Genomic DNA, 17,049 nt, shown 5'->3' on the forward strand with positions numbered 1-17,049 from the left:
CAATGCATGGTAGATAATCACGATGAGCGAAAAAGAATACGAAGATTCAGCAGTGGCCACTCAGGAACCCGGCGAATTTGAATTCGTTGAGGATCCCACCTTTGACATCGCCTACAAGGGCGATTGCGCCTACGAAGTCAAAGTGGTCATTCCCGCGGCCAACACCCTCAAGCAGTCTCAGGAAATGTTTGAAGAGCTCCAGGGCGAAGCGGAGCTGCCCGGTTTCCGGCGCGGCAAAGCCCCCCGCAAGCTGCTTGAGCGCAAGTACGGCAAGGCCGTCCGCGGCGAAGCCACGGAAAAGCTTGTCAGCGCCGCTTTCCGCAAGCTGATCAAGGGCGAAGAGCTCCGTCCCATCGATTATCCCGATGTGGAAGGTCTCGAAAACCTGGCCGAGCTTGCCGCCGACGCCCCCCTCGACTTCACCCTGAAGTTTGAGGTAGCGCCGCGCGTCACGCTGGGCAACTACAAGGGTATCGCCGTTGAACGTCCCGTACTCGCCATCGGCGACGCGGAAGTGGACGAGGCCATCACGAGCATGCGCCAGCGCTACGCCGCCTATGAGACCATCGCCGACGGCGTTGCCGCCGATGAAGATCAGGTCATTATCGATTTCACCGGCACCATCAACGGCGAAGCCTTCGCCGGTGGTTCCGCCGAGAATTATCCCTACATCCTCGGCTCCGGTCGCTTCTTCAAGGAATTCGAAGAGGCCATCCGCGGCGCCAAGAGCGACTCGGAAGTTTCCTGCGACGTGGCCTTCCCCGACACCTACCATGGCGCCGATGTGGCGGGCAAGACGGCCCAGTTCACCATCAAGATCAACGAGATCAAGCGCCGCACGATGCCCGAGCTCGACGAGAAGTTCGCCGAGACCGCCGGCTTTGATTCCGTTGACGCCATGCGCGAAGCCGTGAAGAAAGACCTTCAGGCCGGCGCGGACAATCAAGGCCGCGAGATTGCCGAGCAGCGCGCCATCCAGGCCGTGGTCGAGTCCAGCACCTTCGAAATCCCCAAGTCGCTCGTCGATTCCACGGCGGATGTCTACTACAAGCAGGAGGTCCGTCGCCTCATCTCCCTTCGCGTCCCCACGACCGAACTGGATGAAAAGGACGCCGAACTCCGCAAGCAGGCTGAAGAGCATGCCCTGCGCGAGATCAAAGGTTACGTCGTAGTCGGCGAAATCGGCCGCGCGGAAAGCATCACCGTGTTGGACGAAGACTTCGAGAAAGAAGCCGAAGCCATCGTGAGCCGCACCGGCATGGAGCTCGACATCGCCAAGCGCTTCCTGGACCAGGAAGACAAGCGCAGCGACTATGAAGAGCGCATCTACCGCAAGAAAGCCGTCGCCGTCGTCATGGACAGTGCGAAGGTGACCGAGAAGAAGGTCACCCGGGAAGAACTGGAGAAGGATAGCGCCGATGCCTGATCCGATGCAGGTCCTCGCCGGTCTCGGTGGTATGAACCCGGTAAATCCCCAAAACGTCACGATTTATCAGCAGACGAGCCGGGGGGAGCGCGCCTATGATATCTATTCGCGCCTGCTGGAGGATCGCATCATTTTCCTGGGCTACCCGATTGACGATCACGTCGCCAATTACGTCATCGCCCAGCTCCTTTTTCTGGAATCGGAAGATCCGGACAAGGACATCAGCATCTATGTGAATTCCCCCGGTGGCAGTGTCACCGCCGGTCTCGCGATCTACGACACCATGCAATTCGTGAAGCCCGACATCAGCACCATTTGTCTCGGGCAAGCCTCCAGCATGGCGGCCGTGCTTATGGCGGCGGGCACCAAGGGCAAACGCTTTGCGCTGCCCTATTCCCGCTTCCTACTGCATCAGGTCATGGGCGGCGTACAGGGACAGGCTTCGGACATCGAAATCCAAGCCAAGGAAATCGTGCGGCTCTGCGAAATGCTCGATGAGATTTTGGTCAAGCATACAGGGCAGTCTTCAGATCGAATCCACGAGGACAGCGACCGCGATTTCTTCATGGGCGCGGAAGAGGCCAAGGCCTACGGCCTGATCGACGAGATCCTGGCGCGCTAGGGCGAAGCCCCACCAAAATTTAATCAACACTGAACTATCACGCCCCCTGATCGCCTCGCGAGACGATTAGGGGGCCTTTTCTTCCCGAGGTCCGGGGCGCGCTCTGACAAAATGACAAAAATCAGACTTGACCTCTGCCCCCGGCAATTGGCACAATACCTTTGAGTCTGTGTATGACTTCGGGTGATACCCGCCAGTAATCTCTTGACAGACACAAAACAAAATGATAATTTTACCCCTGTGGAAGTAATGATGGCAGGAGAGTCGAATGGCACCGCAACGTACACGAAGTGATGTCCCCACTTGCTCCTTCTGTGGCAAACGCCATGACGAGGTCAACAAGCTCATCGCAGGACCCGATGTAAACATCTGCGACGAGTGCGTGAACCTCTGTGGCGAGATTGTCGCCGAAGAGCGGGCGCGCAAAGGGACTTCGCGCAGCATGAAAGTGCCGGCGCCAAAGGAAATCAAGTCCTTCCTCGACCAGTATGTCATCGGCCAGGACCACGCGAAGCGCGTGCTCTCCGTAGCCGTGCACAACCACTATAAACGCATCTCTTCCGGCGGCGAAATAGACGGTGTAGAGATCCAGAAATCGAACGTCCTGCTCATCGGCCCTTCCGGTTGCGGCAAGACCCTCCTCGCAGAGTCCCTCGCGCGTCTCCTTGATGTGCCTTTTGCCGTCGTGGACGCCACGACCCTCACCGAAGCGGGCTACGTGGGCGACGACGTCGAGAATGTCATCCTCAAGCTGCTCCAGGCGGCCGATTTCGATGCGGCGCGGGCCGAGACCGGTATCGTTTACATCGACGAAATAGACAAGGTGGCGCGCAAGGGGGACAGCCCCTCCATCACCCGCGATGTGTCCGGGGAAGGCGTGCAGCAGGCCCTCCTGAAGCTTCTGGAAGGCACCGTGGCCAACGTGCCGCCTCAGGGTGGACGCAAGCATCCCCAGCAGGAGTGCATCCAGGTTCATACGAAAAACATTCTTTTCCTCTGTGGCGGCGCCTTTAACGGTCTCGAAACGATCATCCAGAAGCGCATCGGCCAGAAAGTCATCGGTTTCAATGCCGAGGTCCGCTCCAAGAAGGAGTTGGGCCTGGGGGCCCTGTTGGCCCAGGTGAAGCCGGAAGATCTCATCAAGTACGGCATGATCCCCGAGTTCAGCGGGCGCCTGCCCATCACGGCCTCCCTCAACGAGCTGACCCGTGAGGATTTGGTGCGCATTCTGACAGAGCCCAACAATGCCCTGGTCCGCCAGTACCAGAAGCTCTTCGAAATGGAGAATGTGGCCCTCCGCTTTCCGGACGAGACCATCGACACCATCGCCGCCTCCGCCATCAAGCGGGACACGGGCGCGCGCGGGCTGCGCAGCATCCTCGAAGAGGCCATGCTCAACGTTATGTTCGAGCTTCCCTCCCGGGAAGACGTGCGCGAGTGTGTGATAACGCCCGGCGTCATCACCAAGGCCGAAGAGCCTCTCCTGGTGTATAAGCACGAGAAGCCCGTCGTAAAGGATAAAGACACCGATACCAATTCCGCGTCGGCCTGAGGCCGTCGCTCCCCAAGGACTTCGATCAGGGGCCGGATGCCCGCCCGGGCATCCGGCCTTTTTGCCTGTGCGGCGGGTGCCGCGCTATACTGTCCCCAAATCACCGGAACCAGGCGCAGCACCTTTCTTGCCCGCCGGGGGCGTGCCGTTGCCGGCCCCGCCCGTACACGATTTCCCATCTCCCGCAGGAGTACCTCATAGATGCCACCCCGTAAACAAACCGCCCGACACGAGACCATGCGATTGCCCCTCCTGCCCCTGAAGGATGTGGTCATCTTCCCGCGCATGGTCGTGCCCCTCCTGGTGGGCCGTCCCGCCTCGCTGGCGGCCGTGGAAGGCAGCCTTTCGAGAAATCAGCCCCTCTTTCTTTGCACCCAGCAAGACCCGAGCGAGGAGAATCCCCGCGCGGAAAGTCTGTATTCCATCGGCGTTGCCGCCACGGTCCTCCAGTCCCTGCGCATGCCCGACGGGACGATGAAAGTGGTCGTTGAGGGCCTGGGGCGCGGCAAGGTAAGTACCTTCTACTTTTGTAAAGACGAAGCCGCCGAGGTGGACGTTCATAGCTTCGAATCCCGTAGTGAGCGCTCCGACAAAGTCGACGCCCTCGTGCGTACCGTCGTGGGCCAGTTCGAAGACTACGTCCAGCTCTCCCAGCGCATCGCCCCGGAAGTCTTCATGTCGATCCAGGGCATGGACGACCCCGAGCTCACCGCCGACACCATTTGCGCCTATCTCCCCGTGCGGGTAGAGGAGCGCCAGGGCCTCCTCGAACTCGTCGATCTGGAGGCGCGCCTCGAAAAAATGACGTCACTCCTCATGCGGGAGAATGAAATGATCCGCATGGAGCACAGCGTCCGCGAGCGCGTCCGCGACCAGATGGAGCGCGGCCAGCGCGAGCACTACCTCCACGAGCAGCTCAAGCTCATCCATCAGGAGCTGGGCAATCGCGAAGACGGCGGCGACGACTTCACCGAGATTCGCGGCATGATCGCCAAGGCGAAAATGCCCAAGGACGTGAAGGCGAAGGCCGAACGCGAGTTCGCACGCTACGAGCGCATGCCCATGATGAGTCCCGAAGGCGCCGTGATCCGAAGCTACCTCGAATGGCTCTGCGACATGCCCTGGGCGAAGCGATCCCGCGATTCGCTGAACCTCGCGCGCGCCCAGGAGGTGCTCGACGAAGATCACTACGGCCTGGAGAAGGTGAAAGACCTTATCCTCGAATACCTCGCCGTGCGCAAACTCAGCAACTCCACCAAAGGCCCAATCCTCTGCCTCGTGGGGCCTCCCGGCGTGGGTAAGACCTCCCTCGGCGCATCCATCGCCCGCGCCATGAAGCGCAAATTTGTCCGCGCTTCCCTGGGCGGCATTCGCGACGAGGCCGAAATCCGGGGCCACCGCCGCACCTACATCGGCGCCATGCCCGGCCGCATTATCCAGAGCGTCAAGAAGGCCGGCGTGAAGAACCCGCTGTTCCTGCTGGACGAGATTGACAAGCTCAACACGGATTTTCGCGGCGACCCCGCGTCCGCCCTTCTCGAGGTCCTCGATCCCGTGCAGAACAAGGACTTCAGCGACCACTATCTGGAGGTGAGCTTTGACCTGTCCGAGGTATTTTTTATTGCCACGGCCAACAGCGAGTTCGATATTCCCCACGCCCTCCACGACCGCATGGAAATCGTGAACCTCTCGGGCTACACCCTCCGGGAAAAGGAGGAGATCGCGCGACTTTTTCTCGTCCCGCGGATGATGACCGACTGCGGACTGAACCCGAAAAAGGTGCGTTTCGACGAGAGCGGCATCACCACCGTAATCCAGCGTTACACCCGCGAGGCCGGCGTACGCGAACTGGAGCGGCAGATCGCCCGCGCCCTCCGCAAAGTCGCACGCCGCGTGGTGGACAAGTCCGCCAAGGGTGATTTTCTGCTCAACGCGGAGACGGTGATGGAGTTGCTTGGCCCGCCCGTCTACAGCGGTCTGCGCGCCGTGGAAGAGCCCGCGGCGGGCATTGCCATCGGCATGGCCTGGACCCAGGTGGGGGGCGACATCCTTTACATCGAAACCAGCACCATGGAAGGCAAGGGCAAACTGACCCTTACCGGTCAACTGGGCAGTGTAATGAAGGAATCCGCCGAAGCGGCCTACACCTACATCCGCGCCCACGCCAAGGCCCTGAAAGTGCCCGCCGACTTCTACAAGAAACTGGACCTCCACGTGCATGTGGCCGAAGGCGCCGTGCCCAAAGACGGCCCCTCCGCCGGTACCGCCCTCATCGTGTCCATGGTTTCCGCCCTCACCGGGCAGAAGCCCAAAGCGGCCCTATCCATGACGGGTGAGATCACGCTGCTCGGCCGTGTGCTGCCCGTGGGCGGCATCAAGGAGAAAGTGCTCGCCGCGCATCGTTCGGGTGTTCGTACGATTATCCTGCCCCGCGAAAACGAGAAGGATCTTCCCGATGTGCCCAAAGAGGTGCGGGACGAGATCAAGTTTGTCATGGTGGAGTCGGTGGACGAAGTGATCGCCACGGTGTTTGGAGACTGACGCGGATCCGCGATGGTACCAACCTAATTAGAACGGACTTAGGTTATCGAGGACCACGCCGGGTGCCACCTCAATCGAGCAACGCTCGTTTGGGCGTCATGTGGGAGGGAAAACTACTTGTGGACAAGTGAACTTAGATCCGGCTCGCGATCTAAGGGCGTTTTTTCATGGGGTTCACCGACGTAAACCAGCCCCCCGCCAGTTAAATTTAAAGCACCAGGGGTACCGCCGCACAAGGCACCCAAACGAGCGTTGCTCGATTGAGGTGGCACCCGAGGTTCCCTTACGGTACCGTTGCTTCGCATTTAACCCGGATTCTATCATTCAATCGCGGCGCCCCGCGTAACAAAGGTATGTCCAAGTGCAGGTAAATTCATCACGATTCGTGCTCAGCGCTCTCGACCCCGCCCACTACCCCAAAGACCGTCTTCCCGAGATCGCTTTCGTGGGACGTTCCAACGTCGGTAAGTCGAGCCTGCTCAATACCCTGCTCAACCGCAAGGGCCTGGCCAAGACCAGCGGTACCCCCGGCAAGACCCAGACCCTGAACTTCTTCAACATCAACGAAAAGTTCTACTTCGTCGATCTGCCCGGCTATGGCTTCGCCAAAGTACCCAAGTCCATGAAGGATACCTGGAACAAAGTCATGGTGGAGTATCTCCAGACCCGCTCCAATCTCCGCATGGTGATTTCCCTCGTGGACGCGCGCCATGAGCCGAGCCCCCTGGACATCCAGATGCTCAACATCCTTGACGAGGCTTCGGTGCCCACCCTGGTCGTGGCCACCAAAGTGGACAAGCTCAAGCGCTCCCAGCGCAACAAGTCCCTGAACCTCATCCGGGAAACCCTGGGCCTGCCGGAGGACTACCACGTGCTCCCTTTCAGTTCCGTAGATCGCGAAGGGGTAAAGGATCTCTGGGAGGTCATCGAAGATCAGCTTCAGACCCCGGAACGCGTCATCGAAAATGAAGAGGCGTAGTGGGGCAGGGGGCGTGGACGGCGCACGGTCGATCCGACCCAACGGCGCCACGGCCCCGGGTCCAGTCGGTCACATCCCTGTCACGCCACGACCCCGGGCATCGGCGCCAGACGCGACAATTCCTCCCGCTTCTTCCGGGCGATCAACTCCTCTTCATAGGCCAGCGTCGTCAACAGATAGCTGAAAGGAATGGTCGCCAGCAGGCCTATCCCGAAGCACAGGGCTCCCGCCATGTTCACCGCGATGATGACCAGGCCCAGCACAACCCAACGCTTGAAATTGGCCCAAACCAGGAGGCGGCTCTTTTCCATCGCCCCCCAGAAGCCGAGATTCTCGTCCAGGATAAAGAGATAGGTCACGGAATAGGTCATAAAGATGAGCAGCGGTGGAATAACCAGGGGAACTACGATCAGCGCCATGAGATTGATCAGAATATTGGCGAGGAAGGCGGGCAGAAAGTGCTCGAATCCCGAAAGGATGTCCGCCAGTTCCGTATTTTCGTTGCGCACGATCCGCTGGGATATCTTGAAGGCGCCAAGGATGAAGGGCCCGAGGAGGACGTTGCCGCTGATCGTCAGCAGGTAGTTGCCGGCAATCATGATCAACAGCAGAATGATGTGGGCACTCACCAACAGCAGGGCGTGGTCCCAGAGCAGCCCGAAGGCCCGGCGGACCAGTGGGCGGATGCACAGATCGCTCATGCCGCAATGCTCGACCTCATTCGCGTGTTGGGAAGGCGCTTCGATGCGCATACGTTGACCTTTCCAGCGTGCGCACATCGCACGACACCCCATTATACCGCGCCTGTGCCCGGTCGCGCCTCCCCAGGGGGAGGGTTGGTCAAAAAGTGATTGATCGGGGCAAACCATGCTACCGTAAGCGGCAACGCAGGAGTATACACATGGCACGAGGGGATCACATCAAGGTGCGTCGTTACGGCGGGCTTTACAGCCACCACGGAATCGACATGGGCGACGGCACCGTCATCCATTTCTCCGGCGAACCCTGTCGGCGGGGCGACGCCCGGGTCTGCCGTGCGGATCTTGAATCCTTCCTGGCGGGCGGGCGGCTCACGGTGGTGCGCCATCGCGGGCCGGTGCGCCCCCCGGATGACGTGGCCGCCGCCGCCGAAGACGGCCTCCATCGGCAGGACTATTCCCTCCTGCACAATAATTGCGAACACTTCGCCACCTGGTGCAAGACGGGCCGCCGACACAGCGGGCAGGTGCGCCGCGCACTGCGGCTCGCAGGGGCCACCGCCGGCGCCTCGCTTGCGCTCCTGTGGCCCGTGCTCGCCGCGCGCAGGGCGACCTCGCGATAATTTCCTGGACGCGCCCACGCCACTGGACACCGACCGACTGACCCAAGGGAGATATTGAACTCTATGATCGAACTACTGAACACCGACGAGCAACGCGTGATGCTGGAACTGCTCCTTCACATTGCAAAGTCGGACGGCACCGTGAAGGATGTCGAACAGGAGATTCTGGAGAACTATGCCACCCTGGTCGACCTTGATTTCTCCACCATCAACAGCAACCTCACGCCCGCCGAGCTCATCCCCCAGATTCCGAGCCCCGTCAGCCGGGCCATCGTCCTTCAGGAATTGCTTCGCATGTCCCATCTGGACGGCATCATCAGCCAGGGCGAGCACGCCGCCATCCTCGCCATCGCCGGCCAGATGGGCTTCCCCGATTCGGTCGTGCACCGCCTTGATGCCTGGGTGGTGGAGGGACTTCGCTGGGTATGGGAGGGCGAAGACATTCTCGACGAAATAGAGGCTGAATTCGGGGCGTAGGGGGGGGCGCGCACCGCCGCACGGCCCCCTCAAAATGGGGGGGCAAGAAACACGTTTGTCTCGGATGCCCGCTCCGGCAAAGCCGGCGCCAATACGGCGGCATGTTCCGAGCGTCTTGTAAAGCTCTGCAATTCCCCAAGGCAGTTCTGAGGTACCCCCGCTTCATTTCAGGCTGTCACCCCGCCCTGAAGCGCCGTTGCGCCCTGGGCCCAAACCCTCATTAAGTCCTTTAAAATCAACTCCTTCGCACGTGAATCTCCAATTTGGCACGGACTATGCAATGCGCAAGGCAAACCGCCCTGTGGCGGATGCTGATGAGAGCAACTGTGTTGTAGATAAGGAGCACTGTGATGAATAAAATTAAATTTACCAAATCAACCCTCGGCCTCGCCGGCGCCGCCGTGGCCACCGCCGGTCTGTTTTCACTCTACGATGCCCCCGTGGCCCTGGGAAACGATGCGACCCCCGGTATCGCCGCGCTGCAAAACCTCAGCGACACCTACGTGCAGGTCGCGGAGCAAACCTCCAATGGCGTCGTGTTCATCGAGATCAGCAAGACGATGGCGTCGCCCGCCGCGTTCGGCGAGGGCTTCGACGGCCCTGGCAGTCCCTTCCGCCACTTCTTCGGCCCCGGCGGTATCCCTGGATTTCGCCAGGGGCCCCAGGGCGACCAAATGCCCATGCCCGTGGGCACCGGATCGGGTTTCATAATTACCTCGGATGGTTACATCGTCACGAACAATCACGTGGCTGCGGAAGCGGATGGACTGAAAGTCACCCTGCAGGACGGTCGTGTCTTTGACGCCACCGTCGTGGGCACCGATCCCCAGACTGAAGTGGCCCTTCTGAAAGTGGACGCCACCGGTCTTCCGACCGTTACCCTCGGCGACTCCGACAAGGTGCGCGTGGGCGAGTGGGTGCTGGCCGTGGGCAGCCCCTTCGGCCTCGACCACACCGTGACCTCTGGTATCGTCAGCGCCCAGGGCCGGAGTGAAGTCGGCATCGTGGACTATGCGAACTTTATCCAGACGGACGCCGCCATCAACCCCGGCAACTCCGGCGGCCCGCTGATTAACCTTCATGGCGAAGTCATCGGCATGAACACCGCCATCCTCAGCAGCAGCGGCGGCAGCAACGGTATCGGATTTGCCATTCCGGTGAATATGGTCAAGAGCGTCGTGGACGATCTGAAAGACGACGGCAAGGTCCAGCGCGGTTACCTGGGCGTGCACATTCAGAATATCTCGCCCGAAATGTCCAAGTGGTTTGATATCGAAGCGGGCCAGGGCGCCCTCGTAGCCGAAGTCGCCGAGGGGTCACCCGCGGAACAGGCCGGCCTGCAGAAGGACGACGTCGTCGTCAGTATCGACGGCCAGGTCGTGAAGGATGCCGGTGCGCTTCGCAGCCGCGTGGCCACCTCCGCCCCGAACAAGGAACTGAAACTGGAAGTTCTTCGAAATGGCGAACGGATGGAGAAGAGCGTGACGCTCGGACAACTGGATTCTGATGGCGTGGCCAGCAGCGGAAATGCCCCGGCGGGCAGCCCGTCCCGCCTTGGCATACAACTCCAGAACCTGGACGAGAACATTGCGAACCAACTGGGCTTCACCGGTGACGGCGGTGTGGTGATTTCCGCCGTCGAGCCGGGTTCTCAGGCCGCCCGCGAAGGCCTCGCCCGAGGCATGGTCATCACGGAGGTAAATCGAATCCCCGTAAAAAACGTCCAAGAGTTCAAGGAAGCCCTGGAGAAGGGAAAGAAGGACGGATCGGTACTGCTCAACATCCAGCAGGAAGGCCATTCCCGCTACGTTGCGATGAAGCTCTCGTAAGTAGCGCGCAAGATTGCAGGCTTCAGGTAAGGAAACCGGCCCGATCCTCAGGGATCGGGCCGGTTTATCGTCTGTAGTTTCGAGTGAAAAGGTATGGGTGCAGATCTGCTATTACCGATAATAATGATAGATAAATACAGTTGTGGGCTCCAGGTTGGAATTGGCTATACTTAATTTGCACAAAAAGTTAGCGCAACCCAACGAGGAACCCACAATGCTTGTAGAGAAGATGTTAGTAGCTGCCATGGCCGAATACAAGAAATTTTTGCTCGAATATTGCTCGGGTGCCGCGGAGCTGGAATTGTCACCGGCTTCGTCCGCTTTGATTGTATCGGGGCTTCACCAGGCTGCCAATGCGGCTTCAAAGGCGGCACTCCGCCTTTTCCTCGAGGCCAAGGACGAGACCGACGATCTGATTCGGGTCGGCCAGGATTCGTACCGTTTCAAGTTTTTGAGCGAGCGCGAGGCGCTGTCTCCCTGGGGTAAGATGCGGTTCGCGCGCAGGCTTTATCAGAATGCCAAGGACCAGTCCCACGTCCCATTGGATTCGGCTTGGGGCATGTCTGGCGAATTCATGATGGCTGAAGTACGCGAGGCGGTGGCTTTTGCCAGCGCCCACGTCACGCCCCAGGAGGTGGCCGAGCTGATGGAGAAGAGTGCTCAGTTCCACCCGCACCGCACCCAGATCCTGGAGGCGTTGGAGCGTATTGACGCACGGGTGTCGGATATGCGCGATTCCGTCGACGAACGCATACGCGAACAAGAGTCGGCGCCTGAGAATGTGCGCGTGCTCGTGGCCAGCATGGACGGCGCGAACGTGTTGCTCAACGAGCCTGGCAAAAAGCGAGGTCGCCCCGCAGAGCGCCCCAAAGGCGGTTCGGAGGAAGAGTCCAAGACCTCGTACAAGAACGCCATGGCCGGCTGCGTAATCCGACGCAAAGCGGCCACCGATTCCGAGCGAAAGCGGCCACTCGTTCCGACGCAAAGCGGCCATCCATTCCGAGCGAAGGCGGCCAGCGATTCCGACGGAAGGCGGCCACTTTTCTAAGGGGGAGCGCAGGCGGCGCGGGATAACGTTGATCGGGCACAATCGTGCTCCTTTTCGGCTTTTTAGAGCGAGGAGGTTGCGATGCCCGCGGAGCGGATATCCATGCGCAAGATTCGAGAAGTGTTGCGGTTGAGTTTGGGCGGGCGGCTGAGCGCCCGCGCGGTAGCGGTTAGTTGCGGGATGGGCCGGACGGCCGTGCTGGAGTATGTGCGGCGGGCGGCCCGCGCCGGGCTGTCGTGGCCGCTGCCGGAGGGGTTGGCGGACGATACGCTGGAGGCCTTGCTGTTTCCGCCCGCCGCACCGGCCGAGGGCGACCGCCCGCTGCCGGTGTGGCAGGAGGTGTATGACTCGCTCACGGGCAAGGGGGTGAGGCTGTACCTGTTGTGGGAGGGGTACCGGGCGCTGCATCCGGCGGGCTACGGGTACAGCCGCTTCTGCGAACTATACCGGGACTGGGCGGGCAAGCTGCCGGTGTGGATGCGGCAGGAGCACAAGGCGGGGGAAAAGCTGTTCGTGGATTATGCGGGCATGACGATGCCGGTCACGGACCGCGAGACGGGCGAGGTCCGTCAGGCCCAGATCTTCGTGGCGGCGCTGGAGGTCAGCGGCTACACTTTCGCGGAGGCGACCTGGACCCAGACCCTGCCCGACTTCATCGCCTCCCACGTCCGCGCCCTTGAATTCTTCGGCGGCTGCCCGGCGCTGGTGGTGCCGGACAACCTGCGCAGCGCCGTGTCGCGCCCGTACCGCTACGGCCCCGAGATCACCCCGGTCTACACGGAACTGGCGGTCCACTACGGCGTGGCGATCCTGCCTGCGCTGGTGCGCAAGCCTCGGGACAAGGCCAAGGCGGAGTCGAGCGTCCTAGGCGTGGAGCGACGCGTCCTGGCCGCGCTGCGGGAGCGGACCTTCATCAGCCTGGCGGAACTCAACGCGGCTATCGCCCCGTTACTGTTGGTGTATAACATCCGCGCGTTCCAGCAGCGGGAGGATTCGCGCCGGAGCCAGTTCGAGGCCTTCGACGCGCCCGCGCTAGAGCCCCTTCCCCGGACCCGCCACGAGTACGCGGAGTGGCTCAAGGCCCGCGTCAGCCTCGACTACCACATCCGCGCCGACGGCCACTGTTACAGTGTGCCGTACTGGCTCGTGAAGGGGGAGGTTCAGGTGCGTATGACCGCCACCCATGTGGAGATATTCCTCAACAATACCAGGGTCGCCAGCCACCTCCGCTCCCACCAGAAGGATCGCCACAGCACATGCCGCGAGCACATGCCCAAGGGCCACCAGGCCCACGCCGAATGGCCCCCCGAACGCATCAAACACTGGGTCGGGCAGGCTGGCCCCGCCACCGCCGAGGTGGCCCAGGCCATCATGGACGCGCGCCCCCATCCCGAGCAGGGATTCCGCGCCAGCATGGGCCTCAAGCGCCTGGGCGACACACTGGGCGCGGAGCCCCTCGAAGCCGCGTGCGCCCGCGCCCCGGCCCTGCAATCACCGTCCTACCAGAGCGTCAAGCCCATCCCTGCGAAGGGACTCGACCGCGAGCCCCCGCCCCAACTCGAGCCACCCATGCCGCTCATCGAGCACGAGGCGGCTTATTACCAATAACACAACACCCATGCACCAAGAAAGGAAACACACACCCATGCTCCTTCACCCGACCCTGGACAAGCTCGCCGCCAAACTGCGCCAGAGCGCAACCATCGAGGACATCGACCTGCGCACGCCGCGCGGCATCGACAAAGTCGCCCTGCTCGCCCTCGCCGGCTGCGCTTGGCTGCGCAAGCATCACAACCTCATCATTACCGGGCCCACCGGAACCGGCAAAAGCTACATCGCCTGCGCTCTGGGAGACCGCGCCTGCCGCGAGGGCTACCGCGTCCTCTACTACCGCGCCCCCCGGGCTCTTCCAGGAGCTCGCCATAGCCCGGGGCGACGGCTGCTACGACCGCCTCCTGCGCGCCCTCGCCCGCACCGACCTCCTCATTCTCGACGACTGGGGCACCGCCCCCTGACCGACGAACAGCGAAAAGACCTCTTCGAAGTCGTCGAAGACCCCTACGACCGCAAGAGTACCCTCATCGCAGCACAACTACCCACCCAGCACTGGCACCAGCTCATCGGAGACCCAACACTCGCCGACTCCCTGCTTGACAGACTCATCCACAACGCCTACGCCATCACTCTAAAGGGGGAGTCCATGCGAAAGAAAAGAGCCCAAAACTTGATTCCCGAAGCGCCATCGGGTACGAACTCATAGACAATTGAAACGCCCGCGTCGCTGCGCTCCGAAGCCTGGCCGCCTTCGCTCGGAATCGGTGGCCGTAATCGTCGGTATATGCAGAGGGGAAGCGCGTTCGACGCGACTTCCCCTCGCTCCAGTACGACGCCCGCGCCACGCCGAAATCAGCGGCCGCGATCCGCCGTTTCCGATGGACTACTCGTGCCGAAATATGTATGGCACTGCTAAAATTCCGGGTTTTTAGGCAATCGCTTCGCCTTCAACCGGGTAAACGCGCGCGCCTGATGGATAGGGGGATTTTCTCCCGTGGCTCCATATACGCTCAGGTCGCCGGGCCTTCCTCATTCGGCACCGTGGAGTTTGAGTGATATGACTTCCACGTAGTAATACCCCGGCCGTGAAGATATTGTGCCCTCCACATCAACGATCCTGCCCGCCACGGTTTCATCGATTTCGAGGGTAGAGCCCGCCGGACCTGCGAGAAGTATTATACGCCCTTCCATGTTTGAGCCGGTGAGGACACCGAGAGGAACACCACCCTTTAGGCTGGCGATGGCGCAGCGACGACGCGATTGTCCCGAAGATGACCAGTGTGCACCGAGATAGCACTTCGTTGACAGAAGCTCTCCACTGAAGTTGACCGTCCCTCCAATCGCCTGCGGGGCGGTCACGGCGACGGTGGTTGTGTCCCCGATAGGAAGTGGCGGGGTACTTACCTCCATCTCAAGCATCGCAGTCGTACCACGATATCTAATCCTACCTTCAACGCTGACATGAAGGTCGTCAAACTGCCGCCAATTCGACGGAACCCCCTGATGCCCGGTGCCACAGAGTAATACGTACTGGCCCAGACTAGGGTTTTCGTTCCAATCGGGGGATAGGTATATGGAAGGAAAAGGCCGAGAAGTGTAGATTCCGCGAAGCACCGTCCGGGAGTATACATCCGAAAAAGCCGTTTTAACCATTGGCGGCGCACTTGCCAGCGCGCCCGTGATTGCAACGAATACGATCATGGTCGCTGCGGTTCCCGCCGGTACAGCGGGCAGGCCATCTCTTCGTATCGACGCCCAACACGAATTTCTATTGTTGAGAGCGCTCGGTATTGCACTCGTTGGTGGCACGCTGTCTGCCTTTTGGGAAAATGCTTGTGCAACGATAAGCGTGATTGCGAACGATACCGGGCCAGCAATCAACAGAGTTTCGTAGACAGGATTTGAGTCGTACTGATAAGCACCCAGTGCGAACCAGATCCAGGCGGAGGCATAAGCAGGGTAGACGAGCGCCTGCACGCCCCGCCAAACTCCGGATGTCCTTTGTATGCGCCAATAGCGGTATCCCGTACTCGCGATCAACCCTGAAGTAAATAGTGCCAATAGGCCAAAAGCCTCAGAGGGTAATTCGCTGACACTAGTTCGTTGTTCGGATAGTTCTACAACAAATCTTGTGTAATCCGCCAGTAGACCGGTGAGATCAACCCCACGCTCACCAGTGTCTACAATCGCCAGATGAAGCATGCCCATCATGAAAGCAGCAAGAACTATAGCCGGACGGTGCTTGTAAAGCGGGTAGAATGAATTGTGTAATCGCGAAAGGGCCGCTGAACTCGCCGCCATTTGAAAGTAAAGCAGTGTGAGCAAACTCGTCACACGGCCAAGTTCCGCCATGACAGGGATTGTATGTTGCAGTATTTCGGACACAGTAAAGTACGCGACGGCGCTCGCCATAGTACAAATAAGCAACAGCAGTGCAAAAATAAGGGCTTGGGCCTTGTCCTCGGGCGTCTCGTCGTATGGCATCACTTGAAGTTCGCCTCTGGACTCTTGCTCAACGAGTAGGTTTCCGTGCGATTCTCAAGACTGAGGTATAGCGTCAAATGGCCCCGCGAACGCATATGAGACTCAGGCAGAGGAATCCAGATACTACCCGTGCCCCCGAGTAATCCCAACACAACCGCTTCTTCCGGTGGATTGCCGTCAGCATCTAAGTGTCCAGACCAGATCAAGACAGCGGGGGGGCACACGTGACCCTCAAGTGGGTCAAATCGGAGACCGTAGTGACCTAGTGCCTTGATCAGAGCAACCTCCATGGGATATGACGGAAACGACTGTCCAAAGTGTGCTCTCGCTCGCGCCCAAGGGGCTTCATTTACCAACCCGCTGGGAACCGGAAACTGCCTGCGTGATGAGCTCGAAAACGGATCAACTATCAGTGTTAAGACTAGGAGCAAGAGAGCGGTAGTTACTCCGACTGCTACATTCCACGTATGGAATCCAATTCGGCGGGAGAGCGTTCGATCTTCGATGGGCTTCTCACAGTGACTGTTGTGGTGCCGCCGCACAGACCAGCCCATGAGAGCGAATATTTTCAAGGCTTGGGTGGAGCGCGGAGGAAGATTCGATATATCGTTCGACATTGTCTATCACTCCATAGTTCCTGTGAAGATGTATTCCACCCAAAGCTTAATCTTGGTAAACACTCACTGGATACACCGGTGCTAAGAAGATCAGACTTAGCAGGTGACGACTTCACTCGTGGCGATTCGACCGGAACGAGGTGAATCTGATTCACCAGCCCCTCCGGACCCGGCGAACCAATGGCCAGTTAGCATACAGGTCGATAGGTTCACATTTCCGCTTCCACGGGACGAAACCACGCCCTTGATAAAAAAAGGCCGAGGGCTGGAAAGTTAAGCCCTCGGCCTCGTGGTATCCCTCATTCTGCTCCGCGAGATGACTCTCATCACCAGCGGTCAGAAGGTCTTACCGATCAATAATACGTGCAGACCAATTGCGACAGCATGTAGTCGGAACGGGACTTGGGGTCAGCGCCGTACTTGATGAAGCGCACACTGCCATCCATGAAGAGCACGTTGGAGCCACCGGGAACGTGGTTGAACTCGATATCGCCAGGTTCTTCCATCAACTGCATGTCGTACCAGACGGGAACCATGGACTGAGCTTTGGCGCTGCCTGCGGCATTGTTGATATCGGTGATCAGGAAACGTTCAATGCC

General features: G+C 60.1%; 13 protein-coding genes. 11 read left to right on the top strand and 2 right to left on the bottom strand.

What is annotated here, in order from left to right:
* Positions 1-22 precede the first annotated feature (22 nt).
* The 5 genes from tig (at position 23) to JNK74_07310 (ending at position 7,120) form a co-directional block, all read left to right on the top strand.
* Positions 23-1,426 (top strand): trigger factor, encoded by a 1,404-nt coding sequence (gene tig, locus JNK74_07290; protein ID MBL7645979.1) that lies wholly within the window; start codon positions 23-25, stop codon positions 1,424-1,426.
* Between the two features lie 31 nt (positions 1,427-1,457).
* Positions 1,458-2,048, top strand: coding sequence for an ATP-dependent Clp protease proteolytic subunit (locus JNK74_07295; protein ID MBL7645980.1), 591 nt, complete (start codon positions 1,458-1,460; stop codon positions 2,046-2,048).
* 268 nt (positions 2,049-2,316) lie between these two features.
* The gene (gene clpX / locus JNK74_07300; protein MBL7645981.1) at positions 2,317-3,600 is read left to right on the top strand and encodes an ATP-dependent Clp protease ATP-binding subunit ClpX; all 1,284 of its coding nucleotides are present in this window, start codon (positions 2,317-2,319) and stop codon (positions 3,598-3,600) included.
* A gap of 237 nt (positions 3,601-3,837) precedes the next feature.
* Positions 3,838-6,141 carry an endopeptidase La gene (gene lon, locus JNK74_07305; GenBank protein MBL7645982.1) on the top strand — a complete coding sequence of 768 codons (2,304 nt, stop codon included), beginning with the start codon at positions 3,838-3,840 and terminating at the stop codon, positions 6,139-6,141.
* 361 nt (positions 6,142-6,502) lie between these two features.
* On the top strand, positions 6,503-7,120 hold the full coding sequence (locus JNK74_07310; protein MBL7645983.1) for a YihA family ribosome biogenesis GTP-binding protein: 618 nt from the start codon (positions 6,503-6,505) through the stop codon (positions 7,118-7,120).
* An 80-nt stretch (positions 7,121-7,200) separates the two neighbouring features.
* Here the strand turns inward: JNK74_07310 and JNK74_07315 are convergent, their stop codons facing one another.
* A complete protein-coding gene (locus tag JNK74_07315; protein ID MBL7645984.1) occupies positions 7,201-7,872 on the bottom strand; it encodes a hypothetical protein in 672 nt (223 codons plus the stop codon).
* Positions 7,873-8,021: 149 nt separating this feature from the next.
* Here JNK74_07315 and JNK74_07320 point away from each other — a divergent pair, with 149 nt between their 5' ends.
* From JNK74_07320 to JNK74_07345, 6 genes are all read left to right on the top strand, one after another.
* Complete coding sequence (locus JNK74_07320) at positions 8,022-8,441, top strand: lecithin retinol acyltransferase family protein (GenBank protein MBL7645985.1); 420 nt, start codon at positions 8,022-8,024, stop codon at positions 8,439-8,441.
* A gap of 63 nt (positions 8,442-8,504) precedes the next feature.
* Positions 8,505-8,918 carry a hypothetical protein gene (locus tag JNK74_07325; GenBank protein ID MBL7645986.1) on the top strand — a complete coding sequence of 138 codons (414 nt, stop codon included), beginning with the start codon at positions 8,505-8,507 and terminating at the stop codon, positions 8,916-8,918.
* Positions 8,919-9,268: 350 nt separating this feature from the next.
* Positions 9,269-10,747 carry a Do family serine endopeptidase gene (locus JNK74_07330; GenBank protein MBL7645987.1) on the top strand — a complete coding sequence of 493 codons (1,479 nt, stop codon included), beginning with the start codon at positions 9,269-9,271 and terminating at the stop codon, positions 10,745-10,747.
* Positions 10,748-10,961: 214 nt separating this feature from the next.
* Entirely contained in the window at positions 10,962-11,795 is an 834-nt protein-coding gene (locus tag JNK74_07335) for a hypothetical protein (GenBank protein ID MBL7645988.1), read from the top strand.
* A 102-nt stretch (positions 11,796-11,897) separates the two neighbouring features.
* Positions 11,898-13,403 carry an IS21 family transposase gene (istA, locus tag JNK74_07340; protein ID MBL7645989.1) on the top strand — a complete coding sequence of 502 codons (1,506 nt, stop codon included), beginning with the start codon at positions 11,898-11,900 and terminating at the stop codon, positions 13,401-13,403.
* Positions 13,404-13,413: 10 nt separating this feature from the next.
* Entirely contained in the window at positions 13,414-14,055 is a 642-nt protein-coding gene (locus JNK74_07345) for an ATP-binding protein (protein MBL7645990.1), read from the top strand.
* Between the two features lie 323 nt (positions 14,056-14,378).
* Here the strand turns inward: JNK74_07345 and JNK74_07350 are convergent, their stop codons facing one another.
* Entirely contained in the window at positions 14,379-15,836 is a 1,458-nt protein-coding gene (locus tag JNK74_07350) for a hypothetical protein (protein ID MBL7645991.1), read from the bottom strand.
* Positions 15,837-17,049: the final 1,213 nt, after the last annotated feature.

The sequence above is a fragment of the Candidatus Hydrogenedentota bacterium genome (assembly GCA_016791475.1).
Classification (GTDB): domain Bacteria; phylum Hydrogenedentota; class Hydrogenedentia; order Hydrogenedentales; family JAEUWI01; genus JAEUWI01.